Origin of the sequence: Rhizobium tibeticum, from assembly GCF_900110205.1 — a bacterium.
Taxonomy (GTDB): Bacteria; Pseudomonadota; Alphaproteobacteria; order Rhizobiales; family Rhizobiaceae; genus Rhizobium; species Rhizobium tibeticum.
On the sequence record NZ_FOCV01000015.1, the window covers coordinates 125,480 to 146,901 of the forward strand.

At 58.3% G+C, this 21,422-nt stretch carries 19 protein-coding genes and 1 pseudogene; 9 read left to right on the forward strand and 11 right to left on the reverse strand.

The genetic code is table 11. The features are described from left to right. Nucleotides 1-28 precede the first annotated feature (28 nt). Complete coding sequence (locus BSG20_RS36530) at nucleotides 29-190, forward strand: hypothetical protein (RefSeq protein WP_167371574.1); 162 nt, start codon at nucleotides 29-31, stop codon at nucleotides 188-190. Nucleotides 191-429: 239 nt separating this feature from the next. Here the strand turns inward: BSG20_RS36530 and BSG20_RS17945 are convergent, their stop codons facing one another. After that, nucleotides 430-3,315 carry a DEAD/DEAH box helicase gene (locus tag BSG20_RS17945; protein WP_072377344.1) on the reverse strand — a complete coding sequence of 962 codons (2,886 nt, stop codon included), beginning with the start codon at nucleotides 3,313-3,315 and terminating at the stop codon, nucleotides 430-432. A gap of 474 nt (nucleotides 3,316-3,789) precedes the next feature. Between BSG20_RS17945 and BSG20_RS35655 the strand changes: the two genes are divergently transcribed. After that, nucleotides 3,790-4,023 (forward strand): DUF6894 family protein, encoded by a 234-nt coding sequence (locus tag BSG20_RS35655; RefSeq protein ID WP_143147501.1) that lies wholly within the window; start codon nucleotides 3,790-3,792, stop codon nucleotides 4,021-4,023. A 204-nt stretch (nucleotides 4,024-4,227) separates the two neighbouring features. Here BSG20_RS35655 and BSG20_RS17955 read toward each other — a convergent pair. From BSG20_RS17955 to BSG20_RS17965, 3 genes and pseudogenes are all read right to left on the reverse strand, one after another. Beyond that, nucleotides 4,228-5,631: pseudogene (locus BSG20_RS17955) on the reverse strand (cation:proton antiporter); the annotation flags it as partial. A gap of 547 nt (nucleotides 5,632-6,178) precedes the next feature. Then, complete coding sequence (locus BSG20_RS17960) at nucleotides 6,179-6,430, reverse strand: hypothetical protein (RefSeq protein WP_072377340.1); 252 nt, start codon at nucleotides 6,428-6,430, stop codon at nucleotides 6,179-6,181. 54 nt (nucleotides 6,431-6,484) lie between these two features. Further along, nucleotides 6,485-6,961 carry an Hsp20 family protein gene (locus BSG20_RS17965; RefSeq protein ID WP_072377338.1) on the reverse strand — a complete coding sequence of 159 codons (477 nt, stop codon included), beginning with the start codon at nucleotides 6,959-6,961 and terminating at the stop codon, nucleotides 6,485-6,487. Nucleotides 6,962-7,461: 500 nt separating this feature from the next. Here BSG20_RS17965 and BSG20_RS17970 point away from each other — a divergent pair, with 500 nt between their 5' ends. Further along, the gene (locus tag BSG20_RS17970) at nucleotides 7,462-8,160 is read left to right on the forward strand and encodes a glycosyltransferase (protein WP_072377336.1); all 699 of its coding nucleotides are present in this window, start codon (nucleotides 7,462-7,464) and stop codon (nucleotides 8,158-8,160) included. A gap of 78 nt (nucleotides 8,161-8,238) precedes the next feature. Further along, the gene (locus tag BSG20_RS17975; protein ID WP_083539941.1) at nucleotides 8,239-8,703 is read left to right on the forward strand and encodes an acyltransferase; all 465 of its coding nucleotides are present in this window, start codon (nucleotides 8,239-8,241) and stop codon (nucleotides 8,701-8,703) included. Here BSG20_RS17975 and BSG20_RS17980 read toward each other — a convergent pair. The 3 genes from BSG20_RS17980 to BSG20_RS17990 form a co-directional block, all read right to left on the reverse strand. Further along, on the reverse strand, nucleotides 8,666-9,181 hold the full coding sequence (locus BSG20_RS17980) for a membrane-anchored protein (protein ID WP_244541354.1): 516 nt from the start codon (nucleotides 9,179-9,181) through the stop codon (nucleotides 8,666-8,668). The two genes, BSG20_RS17975 and BSG20_RS17980, sit on opposite strands and share 38 nt — an antisense overlap. Nucleotides 9,182-10,125: 944 nt before the next feature. Further along, entirely contained in the window at nucleotides 10,126-10,338 is a 213-nt protein-coding gene (locus BSG20_RS17985; RefSeq protein ID WP_244541353.1) for a hypothetical protein, read from the reverse strand. A gap of 101 nt (nucleotides 10,339-10,439) precedes the next feature. Further along, complete coding sequence (locus BSG20_RS17990; protein ID WP_072377330.1) at nucleotides 10,440-10,853, reverse strand: hypothetical protein; 414 nt, start codon at nucleotides 10,851-10,853, stop codon at nucleotides 10,440-10,442. A 410-nt stretch (nucleotides 10,854-11,263) separates the two neighbouring features. Here BSG20_RS17990 and BSG20_RS17995 point away from each other — a divergent pair, with 410 nt between their 5' ends. The 4 genes from BSG20_RS17995 to BSG20_RS18010 all read left to right on the forward strand — a co-directional run bounded on the left by BSG20_RS17995 (nucleotide 11,264) and on the right by BSG20_RS18010 (nucleotide 15,069). After that, complete coding sequence (locus BSG20_RS17995) at nucleotides 11,264-11,491, forward strand: hypothetical protein (protein ID WP_072377526.1); 228 nt, start codon at nucleotides 11,264-11,266, stop codon at nucleotides 11,489-11,491. Between the two features lie 794 nt (nucleotides 11,492-12,285). Then, nucleotides 12,286-13,389, forward strand: a complete 1,104-nt coding sequence (locus BSG20_RS18000; protein WP_072377328.1) for a flavodoxin family protein — start codon at nucleotides 12,286-12,288, stop codon at nucleotides 13,387-13,389. Nucleotides 13,390-13,398: 9 nt separating this feature from the next. Then, on the forward strand, nucleotides 13,399-14,694 hold the full coding sequence (locus BSG20_RS18005) for a cation:proton antiporter (protein ID WP_072377326.1): 1,296 nt from the start codon (nucleotides 13,399-13,401) through the stop codon (nucleotides 14,692-14,694). A gap of 129 nt (nucleotides 14,695-14,823) precedes the next feature. Beyond that, nucleotides 14,824-15,069 carry a hypothetical protein gene (locus BSG20_RS18010; protein ID WP_072377324.1) on the forward strand — a complete coding sequence of 82 codons (246 nt, stop codon included), beginning with the start codon at nucleotides 14,824-14,826 and terminating at the stop codon, nucleotides 15,067-15,069. 40 nt (nucleotides 15,070-15,109) lie between these two features. On the opposite strand, the gene BSG20_RS18015 is transcribed toward BSG20_RS18010, so the two are convergent. The 3 genes from BSG20_RS18015 to BSG20_RS18025 are packed head-to-tail and all read right to left on the reverse strand — an operon-like array spanning nucleotide 15,110 to nucleotide 19,201. Continuing rightward, complete coding sequence (locus tag BSG20_RS18015; protein ID WP_072377322.1) at nucleotides 15,110-15,982, reverse strand: alpha/beta fold hydrolase; 873 nt, start codon at nucleotides 15,980-15,982, stop codon at nucleotides 15,110-15,112. A 9-nt stretch (nucleotides 15,983-15,991) separates the two neighbouring features. Then, nucleotides 15,992-18,085: a DNA ligase D gene (gene ligD / locus BSG20_RS18020; protein WP_280142196.1), complete on the reverse strand. Its 2,094-nt coding sequence runs from the start codon at nucleotides 18,083-18,085 to the stop codon at nucleotides 15,992-15,994. A gap of 30 nt (nucleotides 18,086-18,115) precedes the next feature. Beyond that, nucleotides 18,116-19,201 carry a YihY/virulence factor BrkB family protein gene (locus tag BSG20_RS18025; protein ID WP_072377320.1) on the reverse strand — a complete coding sequence of 362 codons (1,086 nt, stop codon included), beginning with the start codon at nucleotides 19,199-19,201 and terminating at the stop codon, nucleotides 18,116-18,118. A gap of 641 nt (nucleotides 19,202-19,842) precedes the next feature. Between BSG20_RS18025 and BSG20_RS18030 the strand changes: the two genes are divergently transcribed. Further along, entirely contained in the window at nucleotides 19,843-20,073 is a 231-nt protein-coding gene (locus BSG20_RS18030; protein ID WP_072377318.1) for a hypothetical protein, read from the forward strand. Between the two features lie 113 nt (nucleotides 20,074-20,186). Here the strand turns inward: BSG20_RS18030 and BSG20_RS18035 are convergent, their stop codons facing one another. Further along, complete coding sequence (locus tag BSG20_RS18035; protein ID WP_072377316.1) at nucleotides 20,187-21,422, reverse strand: DUF763 domain-containing protein; 1,236 nt, start codon at nucleotides 21,420-21,422, stop codon at nucleotides 20,187-20,189.

Here is a 21,422-nt window from a genome sequence, read left to right on the forward strand (position 1 = left end):
CAAGAACGAGCATTTTTGAAGGAAGAGCATGAACACCGCATTTCAGGTCAAGCTTCTGAAGGACCATCGCACCTTGGCACGACAGAAACTGACGACCCTTAGCCCAGACGATTCCAAGCGTCCGCTCTATGAGAAGCGTATCGCCGAACTCGACGAAAAGATCGCGGCTCTCGGCGGAGACCGGAACTAGCTCCGTTCGCCATCAAACCTGATGACCAGCGATTGCCACCGTTTTCCTGACAAATGACAAGGCCGTCGCAGCAAAAGCACGGTCCTTGCCGCGGCCTCAAAAAGAAATCCGGTGGACTTAAATACCGGAACGCTGAGCGGGAACAGGACCGTCGACCACCGATACCACCCGCGTTTTCCCATTCGGGATCGAGCGGGAACCCTTCGCACTTGCCCTCCACGAAAAGTGCTTTTGGCAACTCAAACGACACGAAGGATAGGTTTGCGCGGCTGGGAACTGAACATCGCTCTCGCCGCATCCGCCTCGATAAGCCACCGATCGTTCGTGCCGAGCATCCATCGATCCCGCCGTTGGTCCCGAAGCCAGTTGGCACGGTTTCCTATTATGTAAAGCCGCCGACGCGCGCGCGTTACGGCGACGTTCATGATGTTTGGCGCTTCCAAAGCCCACTGGATGCTGCTGGAACGCTTGGCTCCCAGAACAAGAAGCACCGTCTCGGCCTCTTTTCCTTGAAACGAGTGCACGGTACCGACCGATCTGTCGATCCAATCCTCCACCAAGGCCGGGGCAAGATCACCGAACACCTCTGGCGCATCATCCAGGAGCCGCTGCTTGAGCCCGATGGCGACCTTTCTGAAGGGTGAGATGAGGAAGAGATCTGGCAGCTTCGGCTCACCGCGCTCTGAAACCTGGTACTTGATGTAAGAGCAAACGATCAGCTGCGCCAACGCCCCTTCTTCTGGAACATAGAAGTCGTTTGGCATCTCGGAGGTACCCACGACATTGATCCAAGCACTCGGGCCGAACATCGGTCGCTGGATGGTGAGCCGCGCTTCCCTTTCCGTCGTTTCATGACCGAGTACCATGGATTGGTCGTAAGCCAACCCATTTGCGATCGAAAACATCGGCTCCGCACACCGTCGATGAACCCTCAAGGGAGCACCGATCCACTTGCCGTTTCGATTTGCTCCAAACGGGTTGATCCTGTCAGCCAAGGTTTGGAGAGACGTCGACTTGCACCGAAACTCCGGCGGGACGCCCAATTTCGCCGCAAGAGCATTGTCGACCGCAGCGCTAATCGTGCAGATGGGTTCGATCTGAAACGGGTCACCAACGACGATCGCACGCTTGGCTCGTGACACCGCATCGATCGCGTGATGGCTACACGCCTGCCCCGCCTCATCAACGATGAGCCACGGTATCGCCCCTCGGTCAAAACGTCCGAAGGTGGTGGCAAAAGAACAGAATGTCGATGAAACGACGGGAACGAGAAGGCTGAAGGTGCTCCATAGATGTCCAGCGATGGACGCCGGCTGTCCGCTGCCTTTGCCCGAATTCAGCTCGATCCAGGCTGAAAGGTTCGGCCCGATGCGCTCCCATGCATGATAGACAAACGACTGGTGAAGCTTCATGGCTGCAATGAAGAGCTCGGCTCGTGCAGCCTCGAGAGCAGCCGATGTACCAACGAGCATCTCGGCCCTGGCCTGTGGCTCCGCATTCAGAAACGCACTTTGGGTGACGACAATACCGAGTTCTTCGACCACCTGGTCTATTTGCTCCATGGCTCGCGCAAGCACGGCATCAGCGGCATCCGTCCGATCAGGGAGTTGTCGAACAGCAAGAGCACCGGCGTGGGTTGCCGACCTCAGCGTTGTAACAGTCGCTCCCGGCACTGTACCGATCCTGGCGTGGATCGAACGCAATTCGTCTGCTGCGCGCAATAGCTCGCTCAGCCGGAGATGCGCCGCTTTGATCTCCTCGAGCTTGGCCTTCGCCGCGGCATACTCGTCCCGAGCGACCTGCCAATCATCGACATCGCAGTTCTCAAAAAGAGAGGCACCATCAAGCGCCTCGGCTATCGATGCCGCACAGCGATCTTTGTTTTGTCGATTGCCCAGAGGCACTGAGATCGCACCCCAGGCGTTGGACATCACGCGGTGCTGCGCCATCAGGTTCTGGGCAAGGCCGGAAAGATAGCTCAGTTGGTCACCATACCTCCGCCCGATCTTTTCGCGCTTTGGCAATTCGAGGGTGAGGTTTGCGACAGCGCCGTTGTTGGAACTCGCCACGGCGATGAGGAAGTCATGGAGAGCGTGATCGATCATGAACTGAGCTCCGCCCCCGCCCGCAGGCGTAAAGGCAGTCAGGGGATCGTCATAGCGTCGCAGGATTTCGGCACGCCGCGCAATAATCTCGGCAATAACATCCATCAGCAACGTTGTCTTACCAGTGCCTGGCGGCCCGTTTATCGAGAAGACTCCGCCATTTTCCAAGCGCGGAAACAGCTCGTTGACTGCGACTTGCTGCTGTGGCGAAAGGGAAAAGTCGGAGGGCCAGCGAGCAGACGGATAGCGTTCGGTTTGTAAGGTCTCCAAGACCACAGCGTCCCCGACTGCGTCAAAGTCGGAGGCGGCCGGCTGCATAGTCAAAAGGTCCCATGCTGCGCCTATGATCACGCCGTCTTCCACATCGGATTGGAGCCCACGCAGAAGATCTGGATAGACGCTGCTGAAAACCCTCGAATCCCTGACCTTTCTCGCCGGCTTGTTCCGCGCGATCGGCTTGGAGCGGGTAACGACAACACATTTCATCGCTGCTCGGAGATGGGGCGGGAGTTGCAGAACCAAGAAGGCACGGTCGGCGAGCGCTGCGGCGACAGCCAAGGGCTTGGAACGGGCTTTCAGTCTCGCTTTGAACTCTCTCGCCAAAGCATCTGCATACTCGGAAAAAGTGACGTCTGTCGTTTCGAGTGCTGCAGCCAACTCATAAAGAAACCTGCTGACAACAAGGGAGCCCTTTTCCGCGGTTCCCTGGTCGGATACTGCAAAAACGCCCGCAAATGTATAGCGATCGCCCTCGGAATGGCTGTCTTCAGGATCTTTGGCCAGTGGCGACCAACGGCGTACCAGGATTTCGTCGCACGCATCGAGGTTGGTGATGCCATAGCGGACAAAATGACGAAATGACCGGTTGCTGTCTGCGATCGAAAGCCATGGCACGTTCTTATCGACGATATGGGATACCGTCATATCGACACTTCGTTCGCCCGCATCTTCGGCGATCGGCGCGCTGTAGCGCTCAACGTGCTCCCAGTATTTCAGGACCCGCAGCGCTTGCTCACGCATCCGACAGGACCACGATTGATTTGGAAACAGGAGCAAGTGAGCCCTCGCATCCGAAGTAAAGGATATTGCTTTCCATCCAGGCACGGCCCCTTCGCGTTTGATTACGGCGCAGGGCCTCTCCAAACGCGTTTTCTAAAATTTCTCAGGACGCTGCCTCTCGATCGGTGGATTGTTCCGAATCGAAACACAGGCACTCCGCGAACTGCAGTCTCTTCGCAGGGCCTCACTAAATAGTTAGCGATGCCGAGTTGACGGGATGAGAGGGGTTCATCCTCCGTAGAATTCAACCACGAGCGCATTCACCGCTTCGGCTTCGAGGCAACCGACGCTGCAAAGCCGGTGGACGACGAGCGGCTTGCCGAAGGCCTCAAATATCTCGGGGCCTTCTTTTCAGTTATCCGCGATCGTAAGACCTCCATGCGGAACTTGCAGAACCGAGCCGCATTGACCCGTACAGGCCGTGCGGAGGCAGCAATGCATGAACCGAAACTCAAGCGCTTCTTCTTCCACATTCGGAAAGGCAAAGAACTCGTTCGGGATCGAGAAGGGTCCCTATTCAACGATGTCGACGATGCCATCACCGAAGCCCTGATCTGTGCTAGGACGGGCCGAGGCCATAAAGGCGACGGCGGTTCGATAGCAAGGGCTTTCGAGATTACCGACGAGACCGGAAAACTGCTGGCGACCGTTCCGATAGCGTCTTATTGAAAACGCTCGGCAGAACGTCGACTTCTATCGTTCTATCGCGGTCGAGACGTCAAAGCTTTTGCAAGCGATCGACGGGGACGTCGCGGCCCAGGTGAACCAGCGCCCGCGCTTGGATACGCAGGTGGGCGCGCTTGCCGATTGTCTCTCCGACGAGACGCAGCACAGAACTATCTCGCACCTTAGACGCGCGATAAACGCTTACGCCCGCTCGGCATAATCGACGATCGCCGTGGCCCTACGCTGATATCGATCCAAAAGCTGAGGGTGAATAAGATGTCCGTCGGCGTCATAGGCTAGACTTTGAACGGTCAGCAGTTGCATCTGAGCCATTGCGGCTTCGGCTTGACTCATTGTGAGGCGAGCTCTTTCCGATTCCGGTTCCACCAGCCGAGCCCAAGCAATGACACGCCTGAGCGTCGTTCCCTGCAGGAGCACGGTTCCGACAATGACGGCGAATGACGTGACTAGTATAAAGTCGCGGCTGGGAAAGTCTTCCGGCAAGCTCAATGCCAGAGCAAGCGTCACCACGCCACGGACGCCTGCCCAGCTCAAAACGGTGGCGCCGCCGATGCCAAGTGGCGACGATCTTCGAAGACCCATGTTATTACACAGTTTCATGACAGCATCGGAGGCGAACACCCAGGCAAACCGCGCTGCTATAAGCGTGACGAGGATCGCCAGTATCGGCAGGCCCATGGTCGCCACCACCGCGCCGAAGCCGCCACCACGTTCAACAACGTCCCGCAGGGACAGCCCGATCAATATGAAGACCGCAGCTTCCATCAGGAAGATCATCACGTTCCAGAAGGACGAACCTCGCATACGTGTCGCCGCAGATAGAACGGTGTGCTGATGCCAGGTAGCAATCAAGCCCGTGGTCACCGTGGCAATGACACCTGAAACATGCAGGAATTCTCCAAGAAGATAAGAAATCCAGGCTAGAAGCACTGTGGCAGCGATGATGAGATATTCGTCCCCCAGGCGCCGGACGAACCTGACCCACACGGTACCGACGGCAACGCCAACAAGGGCCCCGCCGCATGCCAAAGCCAAGAAATTGCCAACCGCCTCAACTGTGCTGAAGGCGCCGGTTGCGGCGGCGGAAACGGCGAAGCGGAAAAGCACCAGACCGCTCGCGTCATTCAACAGGCTCTCGCCTTCCAACAGAATTTGGAGCCGCCGGGGCAGTGTTACCCGCTCCAGTACCGCGCGCGCGGAAACCGCGTCGGGTGGCGATACGATCGCACCAAGTGCCGCACAGGCAGCCCAGGGAAGCGACGGGAAGAGGAAATGGGTCACAACTGCCACGACGGCGCAGGTGAAGAACACCGCGCCGACGGCAAGCGAGGCAATGCCGATCACATGGCGTCGCAGCCTTGCGACGGCGATGGACCAGGCGCCGTCCAGTAGTAGCGGCGGCAAGAAGATGACGAGCACCAGTGTGGGATCGACAGTGATCGCCGGCAGTCCCGGCAGAAACGCAAGCAGCGCGCCACCTGCGAGCAAAGCGACGGATGGTGGGAGTCCAAACCTTTGGGCGGCGTAGTGGAGCGCGATGATTGCAAGAAACATCGCGATCACCAACTCGAACAAATGCTTTCCATCCATGCTTGCTCCCCCACGGCCTGTATTGCGACCCAGTCCTATCAAAGGACGTGTGCAGTCAAAGTGCAACTCGGTTCGGGAGCATAGGCTAGGTGTGCGGGCATATGAGAGGTGCAGCGCGAACACCAACGAGCGGCGGCCGCGGCGTGTCTGCCTTGAGGTAACGGCTGTGTGCGTTTTGCCTCCCGCGGTTCGTGAGGCCCTGGAGCTTCCCCTCTTAGCTGTGTGCTGGGAGTTCTCGCGTCGGGCTGAACCGCTTGCATGTGGGCGAGCACCGGAATCTGGAAATAAGGCGTGGTCCCGTGCCTGCCGGAAGCGCGAGACAGCGCCGCATCATAGACCAGAAGCAAAATGCGCAGGGTTTTGGCCCGACCGACACGCGCACCTGATCGCGCTAAACAGATAAGAACTTCACACCTGTCTATAGGCAAAGGCTTCAGACGCACCCCATGCCTAACGTCGCCCTGAAGGGATGTCGCCTGCGATGGCAGCATCCCTTTCAGAAAGCCACAAGGACACGGTCGCCCGATGAAGCGGGCGACCGGCGACACTATTTTGTTGCCGCCGTCATCGGGTTGTAGCTTCCGAACAGGCTTCGCGCGTTCTCGACCATGACCTTGAGGTGCGAGCGATCACGCACGCCCTGCTGGTAGAGATCGATCACGATGGCAGCGATGCGTCCGGCCTCTTCCGACTCCTTGGCCAACCCGATCTCCTTCAGCAGTTCGTCGAAAACGGACTGGCAGGCGGCGAGGTCCTGAGCATCGAAGAAGGTCGGCTCTTGAACGTCGACCGTCTTCATTTTGAGGTACCCTATTGAGCGATGCCGCCGTGATCGAGCGGCGCGTCCAGTTGTTTAGGCGACCTGTTGTTTATCAGCGTCGATCTGAAGCTGCGTTGTCTGCGGCTGACTGCCGTCGCCGATCGCGATCTTACGCGGCTTCATTGCTTCGGGGATTTCGCGCTTCAGATCGATGCTCAGAAGACCATTCGTCAGCGAGGCAGTCTCGACCCTGACATGGTCGGCCAGCTCGAAGCGCCGTTCGAAGGCGCGCCCGGCAATGCCGCGGTGCAGGTAGTCCACGTCTTTCTCCTCGGACTTCTGTCCCGTCACGATGAGGACGTTGCGCTCCTGCGTGATGTCGAGGTCCGCACCGGCAAAACCGGCCACCGCCATCTGGATGCGGTAGGCGTCCTCGCTCGTCTTGACGATATCGTAGGGCGGCCAGGCGTCGACGGCCTGCAGGCGCTGGGCGTTGTTGAGGAGATTGAAGACACGGTCGAAGCCGATGCTGGACCGATACAGCGGTGCGAAGTCAAATTCGTTTCTCATAACCAAATCCTCCGTAAAGCGAGATGGAAAGGAGACGCGTCGGAAACCTGCGTCCCCGGCTTTCCGGCCCCCTATTGGGCTGCCGGCAAACATCGATTTGGTTTGCGTTTTTTTCAGATTCAAGAGCGCCTTCAAAAAAAATTGCTAGCGCTCTGTCCGGCATCACATTAGCCTTGTCCCACGACGCGATCGAGGCCATCTCGGCAATTGCATATCCTTCGCCCCATCGAAGTTCGCCGGACCCGATGACGTGTTTGCGGCACCCGGGATGTCGACGCAGGAAAAGCACGCGATCCTCGCCTCATGGGCATCGCGGCCGCGATGCACTTCGCTTCCTCCAATTCATAAACAGCCGCATTATCCTGCACTCGCGCATGCCCTTACAGGGACGCGTGCTGCGGCTTGCCGTCCTACATCTTCCGCGACAACCGACCTGGGCCTTGACTTTGCAACCGTTCGTCGTCCACCTTCAGCGCGGCGAAGCTCCAGGGAGAAGGCTTGTGGCTGAACTTTCGGTCTACATCGGGTGGGATTCACGCGAAGATATCGCCTACGAAGTTGCGAAAGCATCGCTGCTCGAACATGCGTCGATCGAAGTCGATGTCTTCCCAATCAAGTTGCAGGAGCTTGTTGAACGCGGCGTCTACACGCGGCCTGTCGATCCGCTCGCGTCCACAGAATTTACCTATTCCCGCTTTTTCACTCCATGGCTTGCCGACTATAGCGGCTGGGCACTTTTCTGCGATTGCGATTTTCTGTTCTTTGGAGACGTTGCCGACTTGCTGCAGTATCGCAATGAAGACCACGCCGTTGCATGCGTCCATCATGACTACACGCCAAAAGAAGGCGTAAAAATGGACGGAAAGATCCAGACAAGTTATCCGCGGAAGAACTGGTCGTCGTTCATGCTCTTCAATTGCGCCCATCCCTCCACCCGCAAACTGACCCCGCAACTCATCAATGCCGAAACCGGTGCCTTTCTTCACCGTCTTCAATGGGCCGATGACCGCGAGATCGGAGAAATTCCGGAAGAGTGGAACTGGCTGGAGGGCTGGAGCTCAAAACCGTCGACGGGCTACCCGAAGGGTGTCCACTACACCAACGGAGGTCCTTGGTTCAGCAATTGGCAGGATGTCGAGTATGCGCAGCAGTGGCTAGATAAAGCGCTCGCGATCGATCCGAGCTTCACCCCGGTGTAAGCAGTGAACCTTGGCGCGCTTGTCAAATTTTTCTCGTTTTTCTCCGGAGGGAGCCTCACGATTGGGGCTAAGCCCAAAATGCTGTATTGGCCGCGTTTCCGGTGGCGGAAAGGAACGATTGCGATCGGCGATCGCGTATCGATGCGCTACGGCGTCGTGATCGACGCCCAAAGCGGACGCGTCGAGATCGGAAACAATGTTTCGCTCAACGACTTTGCGGTACTGCTCGGCCACGGGGGCATTCGCATCGGCAACGGCGTACGGATCGCAGCGCAAACCGCAATTGTTTCCTTCGAGCATGGTTTCGATGATCCGGCCGCCCCCATCAAAGACCAGCCGTTACGCAAAGCGCAGATCGTGATTGAGGACGATGTTTGGATCGGCGCTGGCGCGAAAATTTTGGCGGGAGCTCATATCAGTCGTGGTTGCGTCATTGGAGCCAATAGCGTGATCAAGGGAAAGACGGTTCCGGGTGGCATCTATGTCGGCGCACCGGCTCGACTGGTCAGACTGCGTGGCCGTTCAATCCCACCGCGTGCTTGAGAGGCCAAAGCGCCAGGTTCGTGGACTGAGCGACGTGCGGGTCGGCAGTAAAGACCGGCAACCTCTGCTCGGCGAATATCTGTAGCGCTAGAAGATCGGTTTCCCTGTGCATGCGAGAAAGATTCAGCGAATTGTATTTGTGACCTTTGGAGAGTGGATCGATCCCAGTGAGAATGACATTCGCCGCCCCGCTATTGATTGCCAGAGCTGCCCCGACGATGCCATTCGACCACTTGCCCTCTCCTTCCAACTCCAAATTCAACCTTCCTGTCATCCGATGCATCAGGGCAATGCGCTCATGACGGCTTATCAGCATCAAGTCGTCGTAACGGTAGTCGAATGCGTCAAGCCCTCTCAGGAGCCGGTCGAGCTCGTGTCGCCAATTGAGGACGCAAAGCAGACCAGTTTTCGCATGTTGAAGTACTCTGCGAACCTCGACAGCGGCGGCATTGGGTCCTTCAATTTGATTGAATTGCATCAGTGTCACGTCGGGCGGCCGGGTCAACCAACCCTCAGCAGCGACCTGCGAGGCGTTTATCGTCAATACCCGAAATGAATCGTCCCAGCCGCAAACCTTCGTGGAGAAGGGCGCGGAACCTACGACAACGACGTTTCTTCCGTGAAGAAGTCGTCTCAAGTCGGGAACGCGCGGAGCAGCCAACCGATATCTTAACCAGCGGTTCAAATAGCGCTTACCGCGCACCAGCTCTTCCAAGTATGTCATGTCGCCCTACAAAAGTTTGTGGATCACACTCGTACTCTTCATTTAAGTTCGGCTATTCAGTACATCCGGCCACGCTTGCGAGCCGCACAATCAGTCCACCTAGCTAATTATTATGATGACCATGTAAGTCATCGCCATAATTGCAAGAAGAATCCAGGTCGCGACACGCCGTTCTCCTAGTGCACGAGCCGATCCGAATAACCCTTTGATATTGCCGGTTACACGCCCTGCCCCGACGCGTACCGGGAGCAGCAGTATTGCACAGACTATATTTCATCGCGGGGATTTCGTATCGATAACTGGCGGTGCAACCGGGCGCATGCGCCGATGTCATCGTCGATTGCAACGATGGCAACGGTCTTTCCGTATCGCGCCGAAAAGTAATCTCGCTCTATTTCTGCCTGGGCCAAGCTTCTAGCAATCATACAGATTTCAGACTCACGAACTACCGCATATTGCATAGTCGATGTCCTCCGCTTCGACGGCTCGACACCTAGAATGGCTCAATGTGTGCGAAAAATCAACTTTACGGCGAGAGGGACGCTATCGGAATGGTGCGGTGCCCTAACCACGAGTGATGACAGGTTCCAGCCTTAGAAATAGAAATAGCCGCCTCCCCGGTTAAGCAGACAGCGGCGGCCTTGGAACGGGAGCAGTCCGCTCCACCGACGCCGGCTTCGTCTCTGGGCGTCGCGGCCCTACTGCAGGGTCGCGTGAACCGTGTACCGGTGAGCCATCTCCGGACGTAGCTCGAACGTCCGGCGCAGCAGCCGCGCTGCATCGTCCATGATGAAGACGACGTCCGTAAGGCGCTCGAGCTCCGTATGAATTCGATATGCCTCGACTTCGTCGAGACGTCCAGTTGCGATCAGCCTTTTCGCCTTTTCGATTAAGCGTTCCGTCCGGGCCACGATGTCCAGGCTGTTGGTATAATGACGTCGAGCATGCGTTTCCCCTCGCTTGCGAGACGCAGGCGTGTCGGAGAATCGATCTACTCGCAACCGTAATCCAGCTAAAGACGGTCGCGGATACGGTCGTACAGATCGCGCATTTCGTCGAGCGCCCGGTCGTAACGCGAGCGAGGCGGGGATGAGCGGAGTCCAGCGATAGCAAAGGCAAACGCCCCGGCGACGGCCGCGACCACCAGGAGTGACGAAACAGGATAGAGCTTAACCGTTGCCTCGGTCTGCCGTGCGGCCTGCATTGCGCCACCCTTTACCGATCGCGCGGCGGCGGAAATTTCGCGCCGCAACGTTTCCATCTGCTTGCGCAGGGCGCGGATTTCTTCGCGAGGATCATAGTCCGGCTGCGGCGGGATGCCGACTGAGCCGGTGTTGGTGTCGACGATCGCCTTCGGGACGGGTTCGCCGATCTTGGTACCTTCGGTAACCGCAGGCGCGGTTGCGGTTCGTTTGCGAGGCGGCATGGCGCTCTCCGTGATATCACCTGTCTACGTTAATTGGAGCAGCCGGTGCTGCCTTCAAGCGCATTAGCCTGCAGGCGTGCTGGCGAATTGCTGTTGCACCGCGCAATGGCGGACGTTCACGCGCGTAGAGCACGAAGGTTTCGATCAGCATCGTGGCGACGTCGATAGAAGCGAAACCAGGGACGTCAAAAGCATTCCACTGCTTCCGCAAACCCTGCTCCAGATCGTCTGAGACGTAACCAGGGGGCTGCAGCTCTCAGGGTCCCTGCCTGTCGAAGTCCTCCTCGCTTCCCGCTCGACCGGGTTCCTCCGCCACGGAATTTTCGATGGAACCTTACTTCCGGGCCTCCGGAACAATGACCCCTCGGCCTCGTTTTCCCCCTGGTATCGCTAAAAACATCGAGGCGACCATGTGGGCCATCCTGATCGGCGCCGTTCTCGTGATCGGCGGGTTTCTTTACCTCTTCCGACAAGCACTCAGCAGGCGATTGAGTGAACCACACCAATTGGTGCAAGGTAGCCAGACGCTCGAACCGCAGCATCAGGGATTGCGCTTTCTCGGGCTATCAAAGAACTGGCCGGGCCTAGTGATCATCGCTCTCGGCGCGCTTCTATTGGCTTTCGGTGGATATCTATGACGCATCGACGCGCTTGACCACGCTGCCCGCCTCACCTAGCTGCAGCGAACAACCTGCAACCAACGTCCTAGGACAGTGGACACCGACGAAGGAGACATCGAAAAGCCTGCAATATTCGTGCCGGCGTCAATGTCTTCAATGTGGTTGGCTCCAACCGCCCTCGCCCACGCCCCGCTGCGCCGCTGGATCCTAAGAGTGGATGGCAGCGCAAGTACGTGCCGGTGGCATTGAATCGCGGGAATGGATGCTATTCCAGTCTGGCGGCTACTCTCTCTGCCAGGAATGCTGTCAGGAATGCTGTGCGTTTGAGTGTTCCATCGACGATCCACGGTCCGCGCGCCCTGGCGCGCAAGCGCGCTCTGCGCTGGTCATCGGGCGATCAAAGGAACCTGAGAGGAAGGCGTGGCTGAGGCGGGTCAGGTTGGCTTTCGGCGCGTGGACGGGGTGGCTCATCAGTGGAAAAGAGAGGCTTTCAATGCGACGCCTCGGCCCTCAAAATGGCTTATCAGAACGGTCTAAAAAAAGCTTGCACGAGGAAGCAGCGGTCGTTACTCTTTGCCTGTTACCGAGTGGTAGCGCTCTATTGACCCCAATCGCCCCGCCAACCAGCGGGGTATTTTTTTGGCTATCCGACCTTCTCCCTCTCGGTCATGTCGTCGGGCAGGACGGGCATGTCCGCCTCGTCTGCGCCATCACAAACGGCAACCATGCGTCATTGTCTTCTGTTGGCTCAAGCACTGCGGAACGCTGAACAGGCCGATACGTTATTGGAGTGATCCGATGATGGAGTTCCCATGTCAGCCGCCGACGCTTCGCAGAAGGCCGATCTCGAACCGCGCAAGGGCAGCCCGAGCCCACGCATTGATGAAAGTGAGTTCAAGCGCCGGTTCCTCAATCAGTTCCAGGATCCGGCATACGGGCCGCTTGAAGCGGAGCTTTCCAAAGTCGCCGCCGCCGCGTGGGATGCCTACGATCATTCCCGCAAAAGCCCAAGGACGCGCAAGGCAGGTGCCGAATTCGCCGACCCCGATTATGAGCTCGCCATAGACTGGCTGGCTGCGCGTGAGGCGATACGCGTTGCGCAACAACGCCATGACGATCCGGATGGACCGGCCCGCTTCCTTCTCATCAATGGCTCCTCGCGCAGCGAGCATACCTGCCCGGGTGAGGTCTCCAAGAGCTATCGGATGGTGGAGCTGGCAAGAAATGCTCTGAGCCAGGACCCTCAGGTTGAAGTCGAGCTGCTCGACTTAAGCCGTGTGGCCTCCGAGTACGGTCGTCAGATCCACCCCTGCAAGGCCTGTTTTTCGACGTCCGCCGCGCTCTGTCATTGGCCGTGTTCCTGTTATCCCAATTACTCGCTCGGGCAGATCCATGACTGGATGAACGACATCTATCCGATGTGGGTCGCCGCGCACGGCATCCTGATCGTAACGCCAGTCAACTGGTACCAGACATCGTCGCCACTAAAGCTGATGATCGATCGCCTCGTATGCGCCGATGGCGGCAATCCGGATCCGACCAGCACCCACGGCAAGGATGCGAAAGAGGCCAAGGAACTTGAGATGCAGGGCTGGGACTATCCCCGTCACCTGAAAGACCGGCTGTTCTCCGTCGTGGTTCACGGCGATACGGAAGGTGCCGAGAACGTTCGGCGAAGCGTTTCCGATTGGCTGAAATCCATGGATCTGGTTCCTGCAGGTCCGCTGGCCGAGGTCGAGCGCTACATCGGCTACTGGGAAGCATACGCAACCAATCACGTGTCGTACGAGAAGGATCAGGCGATGCAGGAGGAAGTCCGTAACGCGGCGCAAACCCTCTATGATGCCGTCGTGGCAAGGCGACAAGGCAAGCAAGTGACGGCAGGCAGCAATCTCAAACAACCGCGTCAGAAATAGGCGCGGGCTATGAATTCCTATGTCGCGACGCTCTTCATCCTTGGTGTGATCATACTCCTGACGGCCTGGCTTCCGCTTGCGTTACGCCGACTGCCACTGTCCCTACCCATCTGTTGTATCGCAATCGGTGTCGTTCTTTCGTGGTCGCCGTTTACGCCCCTTCCACAATCGAACCCGCTTGAAAACATCGTGCTGGCCGAACGCCTGACCGAATTCGTCGTCATCGTTGCCTTGATGGGTGCGGGATTGAAAATCGACAGACCGCCTGGTTGGCGAAGCTGGACGATCACGTGGCGGCTTCTTGGCATAGCCATGCCACTTTCCATCGCTTTGATCGCGTTTCTTGGTTGGAGCGTGCTCGGTTTGGGCGTGGCCTCCGCGCTGCTTCTTGGGGCAGCACTTGCTCCAACCGATCCGGTTCTGGCGGCAGATGTTCAGGTGGGGCCGCCCCAGACAGGCGAGGAAGATGACATCAGATTCGCTTTGACCTCCGAGGCAGGTTTGAACGATGGCCTGAGCTTTCCGTTCGTCATGGCCGCTATCGCGATCGCCTCACAGGCGGGACCGGGTGCCGGTTGGCTTTCCCACTGGCTCGCCGTGGATGTTTTCTGGAAATTGACGGCGGGCGTGGCCATGGGGTGGCTTTCCGGGCAGGTTCTCGGCTACCTGACCTTCAAAGTGCCGAAGGCGGGGCGGATCGCCAGGACAGGTGACGGATTGGCCGCGCTGGGGTTCACGTGTCTTTCGTATAGTGCAACCGAACTTATTCATGGGTATGGCTTCGTCGCGGTTTTCGTGGCGGCGCTCACGCTTCGCAACGTCGAAAGACACAGCAGCTACCATGGCGAACTTCACGATTTCGGTGAACAGATCGAACGCCTGCTGATGATGTTGCTACTGGTCTGCTTCGGTTCTACGCTTGCTGAAGGATCGCTGCTGTCGCTGGTCGACTGGCGTGTCGCAATCGTCGCTGCTTTGACGTTGATCGTGGTTCGTCCGCTCGCGGGATGGGTCAGCCTGATTGGCAGCGGGCACCGATCGGCGGAGAAGCTGATCGTTTCGATCTTCGGAATCCGCGGTCTCGGTTCGATCTACTATCTCGCCTATGCCTCCGGGCAGGCTCCGTTCGAGCGCGTTGACGTCATCTGGGCCACGGTCTTCCTGATCATTCTGATTTCGGTGGTGGTGCACGGCGTTGCCGTGACACCGGTCATGCGGTGGATAGACAGGGAAAGGGGTGTCGACGCCATGCGCCCGATCAACCGCAATGCAGGAGAGGGAGGCGGCGAACGCGTTTCGCGTTGACGAGAGCAACCGGCCAACGCTGTCCGGCGTTTCTCTGACAGTCGGGATGCCGGATAAAGTCGCTAATGCCTTGCGGAAACCTTGGAGCGGATCGCGCGTTTTCACGGCAACACGAACGGAGGAACGCTTATGAAACTGCTTCACGACTGGCTTGACGACAAACTCGAGGAACTTGGTCAAGCCGGCTACGAAAACGACACGTCAATGTTCGAAAAGCACGCCGATTTGCTGCGGGCACAGGCCGAGGCGGACGGTTACGACGCCAGCGACCTGAACGAACTTTGCGGCGGCGATATCGCAGCGTTTCTGCGAGACCGCCAAGCCGCCATGAACGAGGCTAATATGGCCGACAAACTCGCTGACGATGACGCATAATTTAGCGCGGTGATCGCGATTTTTATGCGGAGCGACGACGTCATCGAGGCGCCGCAATCTCAAGGAAGTTTTTGATCGCCGCTGCCAACGCAGCCGGATTTTCTTCCGCGACATGATGACCGCTGTCTATTCCAAAGCCGGCCACGTCGTCGGCCCAGTCGCGCCAGATAGCGACCGGATCGCCATAGATTTCTTCAAGATCGTCTCTCAGCGACCACAAGCAAAGCATCGGAACACGGATCCGGCGGCCGGCTTTGCGGTCTTCGCGATCGTGAATATGATCAATGCGCAACCCGGCGCGATAGTCTTCGATCATCCCATGGATGACGGCCGGGTAATGGATGCAATCAAGCAGATCGTCATAGGCTTCCGCGCCCATCAGCTCCGGGCTCAGTTTGTCATACCATGCCGTCGGATTGGCCGTGATCGCGCGCTCCGGTTTCTCCGGCTGCGCGAAAAAGAACCAATGATACCATGCGTTGGCAAACTTCCAGTCGGCCCGTTCGAGATGCTCCAGGACCGGCAGACCATCGATGGTGACCAAACTCCGCACGGTGGCCGGATGATCCATCGCCATGCGAAAGGCAGTGAGGCTTCCCCTGTCGTGTCCAACCACGTGAAAACTATCGTGACCAAGAACCCGCATCATTTCGACAAGGGCATGCGCCTTCGACCGCTTTGAAGAATGTCGACTATCGAGGCTGTCGGCAGGGATGAATGATTGGCCGAAGCCAGGCAGGTCGGGGCAAACCACGGTAAAGTCGGGCGACAGGCGCTCAGCCACCTTGTTCCAGGTCATGTGTGTCCTTGGATGGCCGTGGAGGAGGAGGATCGGCGGTCCTGACCCGCCTCGGCGAACGCGAAGAGTACCCCTACTGATTTGAATCCTTTCCAAAACGAACCCGTCGAACATCAACCGGCCTCACGCCAAATTCCGGGCTTTGCCGAGCCGTTTTATGGCTTGCTCCAGCGGCCGCTCGCAATCGCAGTAATCCTCCCATGCTGATGTCTTCGTCAGCAGGCGCGGTGCCGTTCGAACGGTGAAGCGTCTCGGATCGAGATCGGCCTTCACCTGTGTCCAGGTGAGCGGCATCGATACCGTGGCACCGGCCCTGGCTCGTGGCGACAAGGGAGCAACCGCGGTGGACATGCGATCGTTGCGCAGGTAGTCGAGGAAAATTCGACCGGTCCTCAGGCTCTTCGTCATTTTCACCAGATAGAGCTCCGGATTGTCGCGCGCCATTTGGCGGCATACGTCATAGGCAAAGGCCTTTGCTTGCGCCCATGAGAGCGCCTTTCGCTTGTTTGCGGCAAGCGGTGTGACGACATGCAGCCCCTTCCCTCCAGTGGTCTTGCAGAAGCTCACCAGGCCCAGTTCCTCGAGCCTGTCCTTCATTTCCCGGGCGGCGGCAACGACAGTCGAGAACGTTACGTCAGGTCCCGGATCGAGGTCGAAGACCAATCGTCCCGGGATTTCCGGCTTACCCGGCTGGCAATTCCACGGGTGGAGTTCGACGGCGGCAATCTGGGCGACCGCCGACAATCCCTCCAGGCGATCAATCTGGAGATAGGGCTTCCTGTCGCCGAATACCTCGACCAGCTCCAGGAGGTTCGAGGTGCCCTGCATTGCATGCCGCTGAAAGAACTGCTCGCCCTTTATGCCATCGGGAGCACGGATGATGGAGCAAGGTCGTCCGGCAATGTGCCTGATGAGCCACGGACCGACCGCCTCGTAGTAGCGAGCGAGGTCCTCCTTGGTCACAGGCCCACCGTCGTTGGCATCAGGCCAGAGCGGCTTGTCGGGACTGGAAATCAGAACGCCCATCACCTCGACTTTGGCATTTTTCCCGCGTCCCTGTCTGGCGGCAGGCCCAGGCTCTGGTGTCGCCGTACCAGCGGCCGGGGCTGGCAGATCGGCTTCGACTTCGCTCGCAGGTTTGTCTTTGCGCAGAGCCTTGAAGGCTGCCTGACGCACGAGACCGTCTGCCGTCCATCCGGTGAACTCGATCTCGGCAACAAGCTCGGGCTTGACCCACACGACATCGCGATCTGTCCTTGGCGATCCGGCTCCGGTAAAGCTCGACCGGGCAGTCTCCAACGCCTGGAGCTCCGGTAATAGCCCTTCGAGCTTCTTTGCTCCAAACCCGGTTCCCACGCGACCGACATAGACAAGATGGTCTTTGCGATAAACACCGACCAATAGCGATCTGAACTCGCCGTTGATCCTTGCATAGCCGCCGATAACGACCTCATGCCCGGCACGACATTTCGATTTGGTCCACGTATGGGTGCGCCCTGATTGATACGGTGCGTCGGCCTGTTTCGAAACGATGCCTTCGAGCGACAGCTTGCAGGCGGACTTCAATACCGCGTCGCCTCCGGTTTCGAAGTGCTCCACGAAACGGATCCGGGGATTGCTCGGAGCGCTATTCAGGAGGGTGGCGAGACGATCCTTTCTGTCGCTCAGTGGCAGCCCACGAAGGTCTTCGTTGCGGTCGAAAAGCAGATCAAATGCGAAGAAAACAAGATCTCCGGTCTTGCTTTCGGAAAGCGCGGCCTGAAGTGCGGCGAAATCCGGTGCGCCATGTTCATCAAGCGCACAGATCTCGCCGTCTAGAATGGCATTTGGAAGAGCAGAGGCGGCGTCGGATATTTCGGTGAACTTTGCCGTCCAATCCAATCCTTTCCGTGTCTTCAGCGTGACCTCGTTATCAAACACGCGCATCTGGACCCTGTAGCCGTCGAATTTGATTTCATGGACCCAATCGGCTCCCGAGGGCGGACGCTCCAGCGTCTCGCAGAGCTGCGGCGCTATAAAGTCCGGGAGGTGGGCTGGCGCATCCTCTGTTGGCCGCGTGGCATTTTGCCTCTTGGATCTTCGAGGCTCTGCAGGCGCGCCGCTATCGCTTCCCCAGACGGCGTCGGCCCGGACTTTTCCCCCTTTGACGATGAACGCGGCCGTGGCCATGGCTGCTCTCGAAGGTGATCTCGTTTCAGTGAAATGCCGCTTCGCGATGGTGGTTCCATGGGCTTCTTCGCCGTTTGGCTACTTCAGGCGGTCGGCCGTCTCGCCAAGCGAATCCGCGACATACGCACCGCGCGATCCCATCGGCAGCTCGGGCCCGGTCGTGGTGTCTTTCGCGGTCTGGTGTTCCAACTCCGCATTCAGTTCGCCGCCGACGATCAGGATCACGATCGAAAGCCACGTCCAGATGAGGAATGCGATAAGCGTGCCGAGGGTCCCGTAAGTGGCGCTGTAGTCGGCGAAGTGGTTCATGTAGAACGAGAAGCCGACCGACATGGCAAACCATGACAGCGTCACGAGCACAGCACCCCAGGTCATCCAGCGGAATTTTGCCGGCTCCCGGCTTGGGCCGAAGCGGTAGACTGCGGTCACGATTGCACCGACGATCAACAGAAGCACTGGCCACCTTAGCAACAAGGCCATATGTTCCTTGAACTGATCGAGCCAGAGGTAGGAAAGCACCGCCGGCATCACAGCGACCAGCCCGATCATGATCGCCGCGCATAGCATTGCACAGAGCGTAAAGCACAAGGCGATTGCATTCAGTTTGACCAAGCTGCGCTTTTCCTTCTCTTCGTAGGCGACATTCATCGCGTCGAACACGGCCAGTGTGCCGCTGTGAGTGCTCCAAAGGGCAATGCTCAATCCGACGATGAAGGTCACGCTGAGGGTGCTGTTGCGAGTTTCGACCAGGTTTTTGATTTGATCGGCAATAAGGTCAAAGGCGCCCGGCGGGAGTAGGCCGGCAAGTTCACGCAGATGATCGGACATTGTGACAGGATCGGCCATCAGACCATAAAGTGAGACCAATGCCGCAAGCGCTGGGAAGAGGGCCAGCAACAGATAGAATGTCACCCCTCCAGCGATCAGCGTCACACGGTCGTCGGACACCTCTTTGACCAGGCGAAAGAAGACGTCACGCAATCCTTTGATCGGTATGGCTTCTGGAACCGCGGCATTTCTCCCGCGCCCTGGCTCTAAAGGATCGATCGTTCGATCCCCAGCCGGATTGGGATGCGTTCTGCCGAGAAGGATTGCGCCGCTCACGGCCGCGATCAATAAGACCGTGGCGGTTGACACCCTCTGGGACGGTGGCAGTCTTGGCATCTGGCAATTCCCGTTTCTCGCCAAGATTAACGCAGCTGTTCCCGAAAGGATGCGTTTGATGATCCATACAATTGCTGCCCCGCTGCTTTGACGCGCGTTTCCCGGCGTCCGCGTCTGATACCGTCCTGCCAACCGGTCGAGACGCGGCTGATGGCGCGCGGGGGTCGATGGAGCGAGCCTGCGATATTGCCACGCCGCTGAGCTCGCTTGAAGAACCGTGAAGCGACGGCGTCGCCGCACGAAATTGCTTTCCTCTCCCTTGCGGGGTTCACTGTTTCTTGACCGATTGTAGGCATAAGGGATGTGCGATTATTGGGCCGCACTGACGGGTGTTTGATGGTTCCCTCCATGCTATTTCGAATCTGGTCCGCAGTTGCCGTGTTGACGGCTCTTGTTGCCATCAACCCTTTTGGTAGAGACGTCGCCGATCCGATCACGACTGGCACCATTGGGGTTGAGCAGCGATAGCGGCGATCGAGGAATCGAAAGCGTGTTTCTGCGGTTACCCCGCGCGCAAAAAGCTATCCGCGCGCGGCTCAAAACCCGGTACGATGCTCATTTACCGTCTTGCTTAAAATACTGACCACCGATCCTTTCATCATCCATCGATCGCGATATGTTTGTCTTAGGGGGATCGAAACTTGGACAGATACACCATTCAACAGCAGGACGACGGCAACTGGGCGGTTCTGGATCAGCAGAAGGGCGCGCTGATCGTTGACCCGATGATGACACAGACCACAACTCGTCTGAGCGCCCAGGCTCTCGCCGATCTCAAGAACGGCCTTCAGCCGCGGCGACAAGAGAAGATCCGGACACGGCTTGATGCGATTGCGGACCTCGTGAGAAGACTTCGCGCCCGGAGTGCCTAGCTAGCATTCCAGCCTGCCGCCCAGCCTGTGCCGCTTATCTTGTCACCAATGAGCTTGAACGTCCTTGCAGGCTTTGCCATGGCGGGGATAGCCCCAACCTCGGCCGGGGCGCCCTAACGTCTCTCCCACCCAAAGACACTGCGTCCGCCGAAATGTTCCGAATCGCGAAACTCGCCGGCAATGATTTCCTTGAGGTCGGGGCCGGTGACGTACTGCTCCATCTGTCGTGACTGGATATCCAGGCGTTTTAAAGCAGCCAGTTCCTCTTCACGCCCGAGCTTGCCTTTGGCGATCGCCGATTTCATCACGCGGATGGTTTCGTCATATACCTTCAGCGGCACGGGAAACGGATGACGATCCTTGCCGCCGTGGGCAAGCGAAAACCTGGCAGGATCGGAGAAGCGGCAGGGCGCTCCATGCACCACCTCCGCCACCATGGCCAGCGCCTTTACCGTGCGTGCCCCAACACCCGGCACGAGCAGCAGATCCTGATAGTCTTTCGGGCCGCGATCGGCCGCAGCGGCGAGACTTCCATGCAGGCGCTTCATGACGATGTCGCCAGCGCGCACGTCGTGATGTGCCGGCATGACAAGATGCGGCAAGATCAGCTGATCGGCCACGACAGCTTCCCGCTCGGCGCTTTGGGCGAGTGCGCTTGCCTCCCGGGCGATGCCGTCGGGTCCGAGTGTTGCGAGGATGTCAAGTTGACCAAGCCGCGATCGACATGCCCGACGATCAGCAAGATTGATGATATTGCCCTGCCCACGCCCCTCGATCGCACGGTGGGGTGAATCGAGGAAACTTTCCAGGCCCTCCGAGAGCCAATGATATCGCCTGGCTTGGCGCCTTTCGTCGTTCATCCCCTGCTGCACGACGACCCATTTGCCGTCATCGGCAACGATGAACCCGTGCAGGTAGAGATCAAATCCATCCTGAACGGCAGCGCTGTCCACCTTGGCGACTAAACGGCTGACGCCGGCAAGGCGAGTACCATCGATCCCAACGCGATATCCGATATCGACAAGCTCTTCCGGCGTCTTGCGGGATTGGGCGCCTCGACCGCCGCAGACATGCAGGCCCAATTCGCCCGACAGCGGTTTCAGGCCTCGCTTGAGTGCCCCGATCACGCTGGTGGTGATGCCAGAGGAATGCCAGTCCATTCCCATCACCGAACCGAAGGACTGGAACCAGAATGGATGAGACAGGCGGCGTAGGAACTCGTCGCGACCATAATGATGGACGATAGCCTCGGCGATAAGCGCGCCGAGCCTGGTCATCCGATCGCTGAGCCACGGAGGAACCCGTCCGCCATGAAGCGGTAAGTCAGCACTGCCTGATCGTTTTGACAT

Excerpts from the sequence above, each read along its gene's own strand:
- BSG20_RS36530 (WP_167371574.1), top strand. The coding sequence starts at position 29 with ATGAACACCGCATTTCAGGTCAAGCTTCTGAAGGACCATCGCACCTTG.
- BSG20_RS17945 (WP_072377344.1), bottom strand. The coding sequence starts at position 3,315 with ATGCGTGAGCAAGCGCTGCGGGTCCTGAAATACTGGGAGCACGTTGAG.
- BSG20_RS35655 (WP_143147501.1), top strand. The coding sequence starts at position 3,790 with ATGCATGAACCGAAACTCAAGCGCTTCTTCTTCCACATTCGGAAAGGC.
- BSG20_RS17960 (WP_072377340.1), bottom strand. The coding sequence starts at position 6,430 with ATGAAGACGGTCGACGTTCAAGAGCCGACCTTCTTCGATGCTCAGGAC.
- BSG20_RS17965 (WP_072377338.1), bottom strand. The coding sequence starts at position 6,961 with ATGAGAAACGAATTTGACTTCGCACCGCTGTATCGGTCCAGCATCGGC.
- BSG20_RS17975 (WP_083539941.1), top strand. The coding sequence starts at position 8,239 with ATGCTGTATTGGCCGCGTTTCCGGTGGCGGAAAGGAACGATTGCGATC.
- BSG20_RS17980 (WP_244541354.1), bottom strand. The coding sequence starts at position 9,181 with ATGCAATTCAATCAAATTGAAGGACCCAATGCCGCCGCTGTCGAGGTT.
- BSG20_RS17990 (WP_072377330.1), bottom strand. The coding sequence starts at position 10,853 with ATGCCGCCTCGCAAACGAACCGCAACCGCGCCTGCGGTTACCGAAGGT.
- BSG20_RS17995 (WP_072377526.1), top strand. The coding sequence starts at position 11,264 with ATGTGGGCCATCCTGATCGGCGCCGTTCTCGTGATCGGCGGGTTTCTT.
- BSG20_RS18000 (WP_072377328.1), top strand. The coding sequence starts at position 12,286 with ATGTCAGCCGCCGACGCTTCGCAGAAGGCCGATCTCGAACCGCGCAAG.
- BSG20_RS18005 (WP_072377326.1), top strand. The coding sequence starts at position 13,399 with ATGAATTCCTATGTCGCGACGCTCTTCATCCTTGGTGTGATCATACTC.
- BSG20_RS18010 (WP_072377324.1), top strand. The coding sequence starts at position 14,824 with ATGAAACTGCTTCACGACTGGCTTGACGACAAACTCGAGGAACTTGGT.
- BSG20_RS18015 (WP_072377322.1), bottom strand. The coding sequence starts at position 15,982 with ATGTTCGACGGGTTCGTTTTGGAAAGGATTCAAATCAGTAGGGGTACT.
- BSG20_RS18025 (WP_072377320.1), bottom strand. The coding sequence starts at position 19,201 with ATGCCAAGACTGCCACCGTCCCAGAGGGTGTCAACCGCCACGGTCTTA.
- BSG20_RS18035 (WP_072377316.1), bottom strand. The coding sequence starts at position 21,422 with ATGTCAAAACGATCAGGCAGTGCTGACTTACCGCTTCATGGCGGACGG.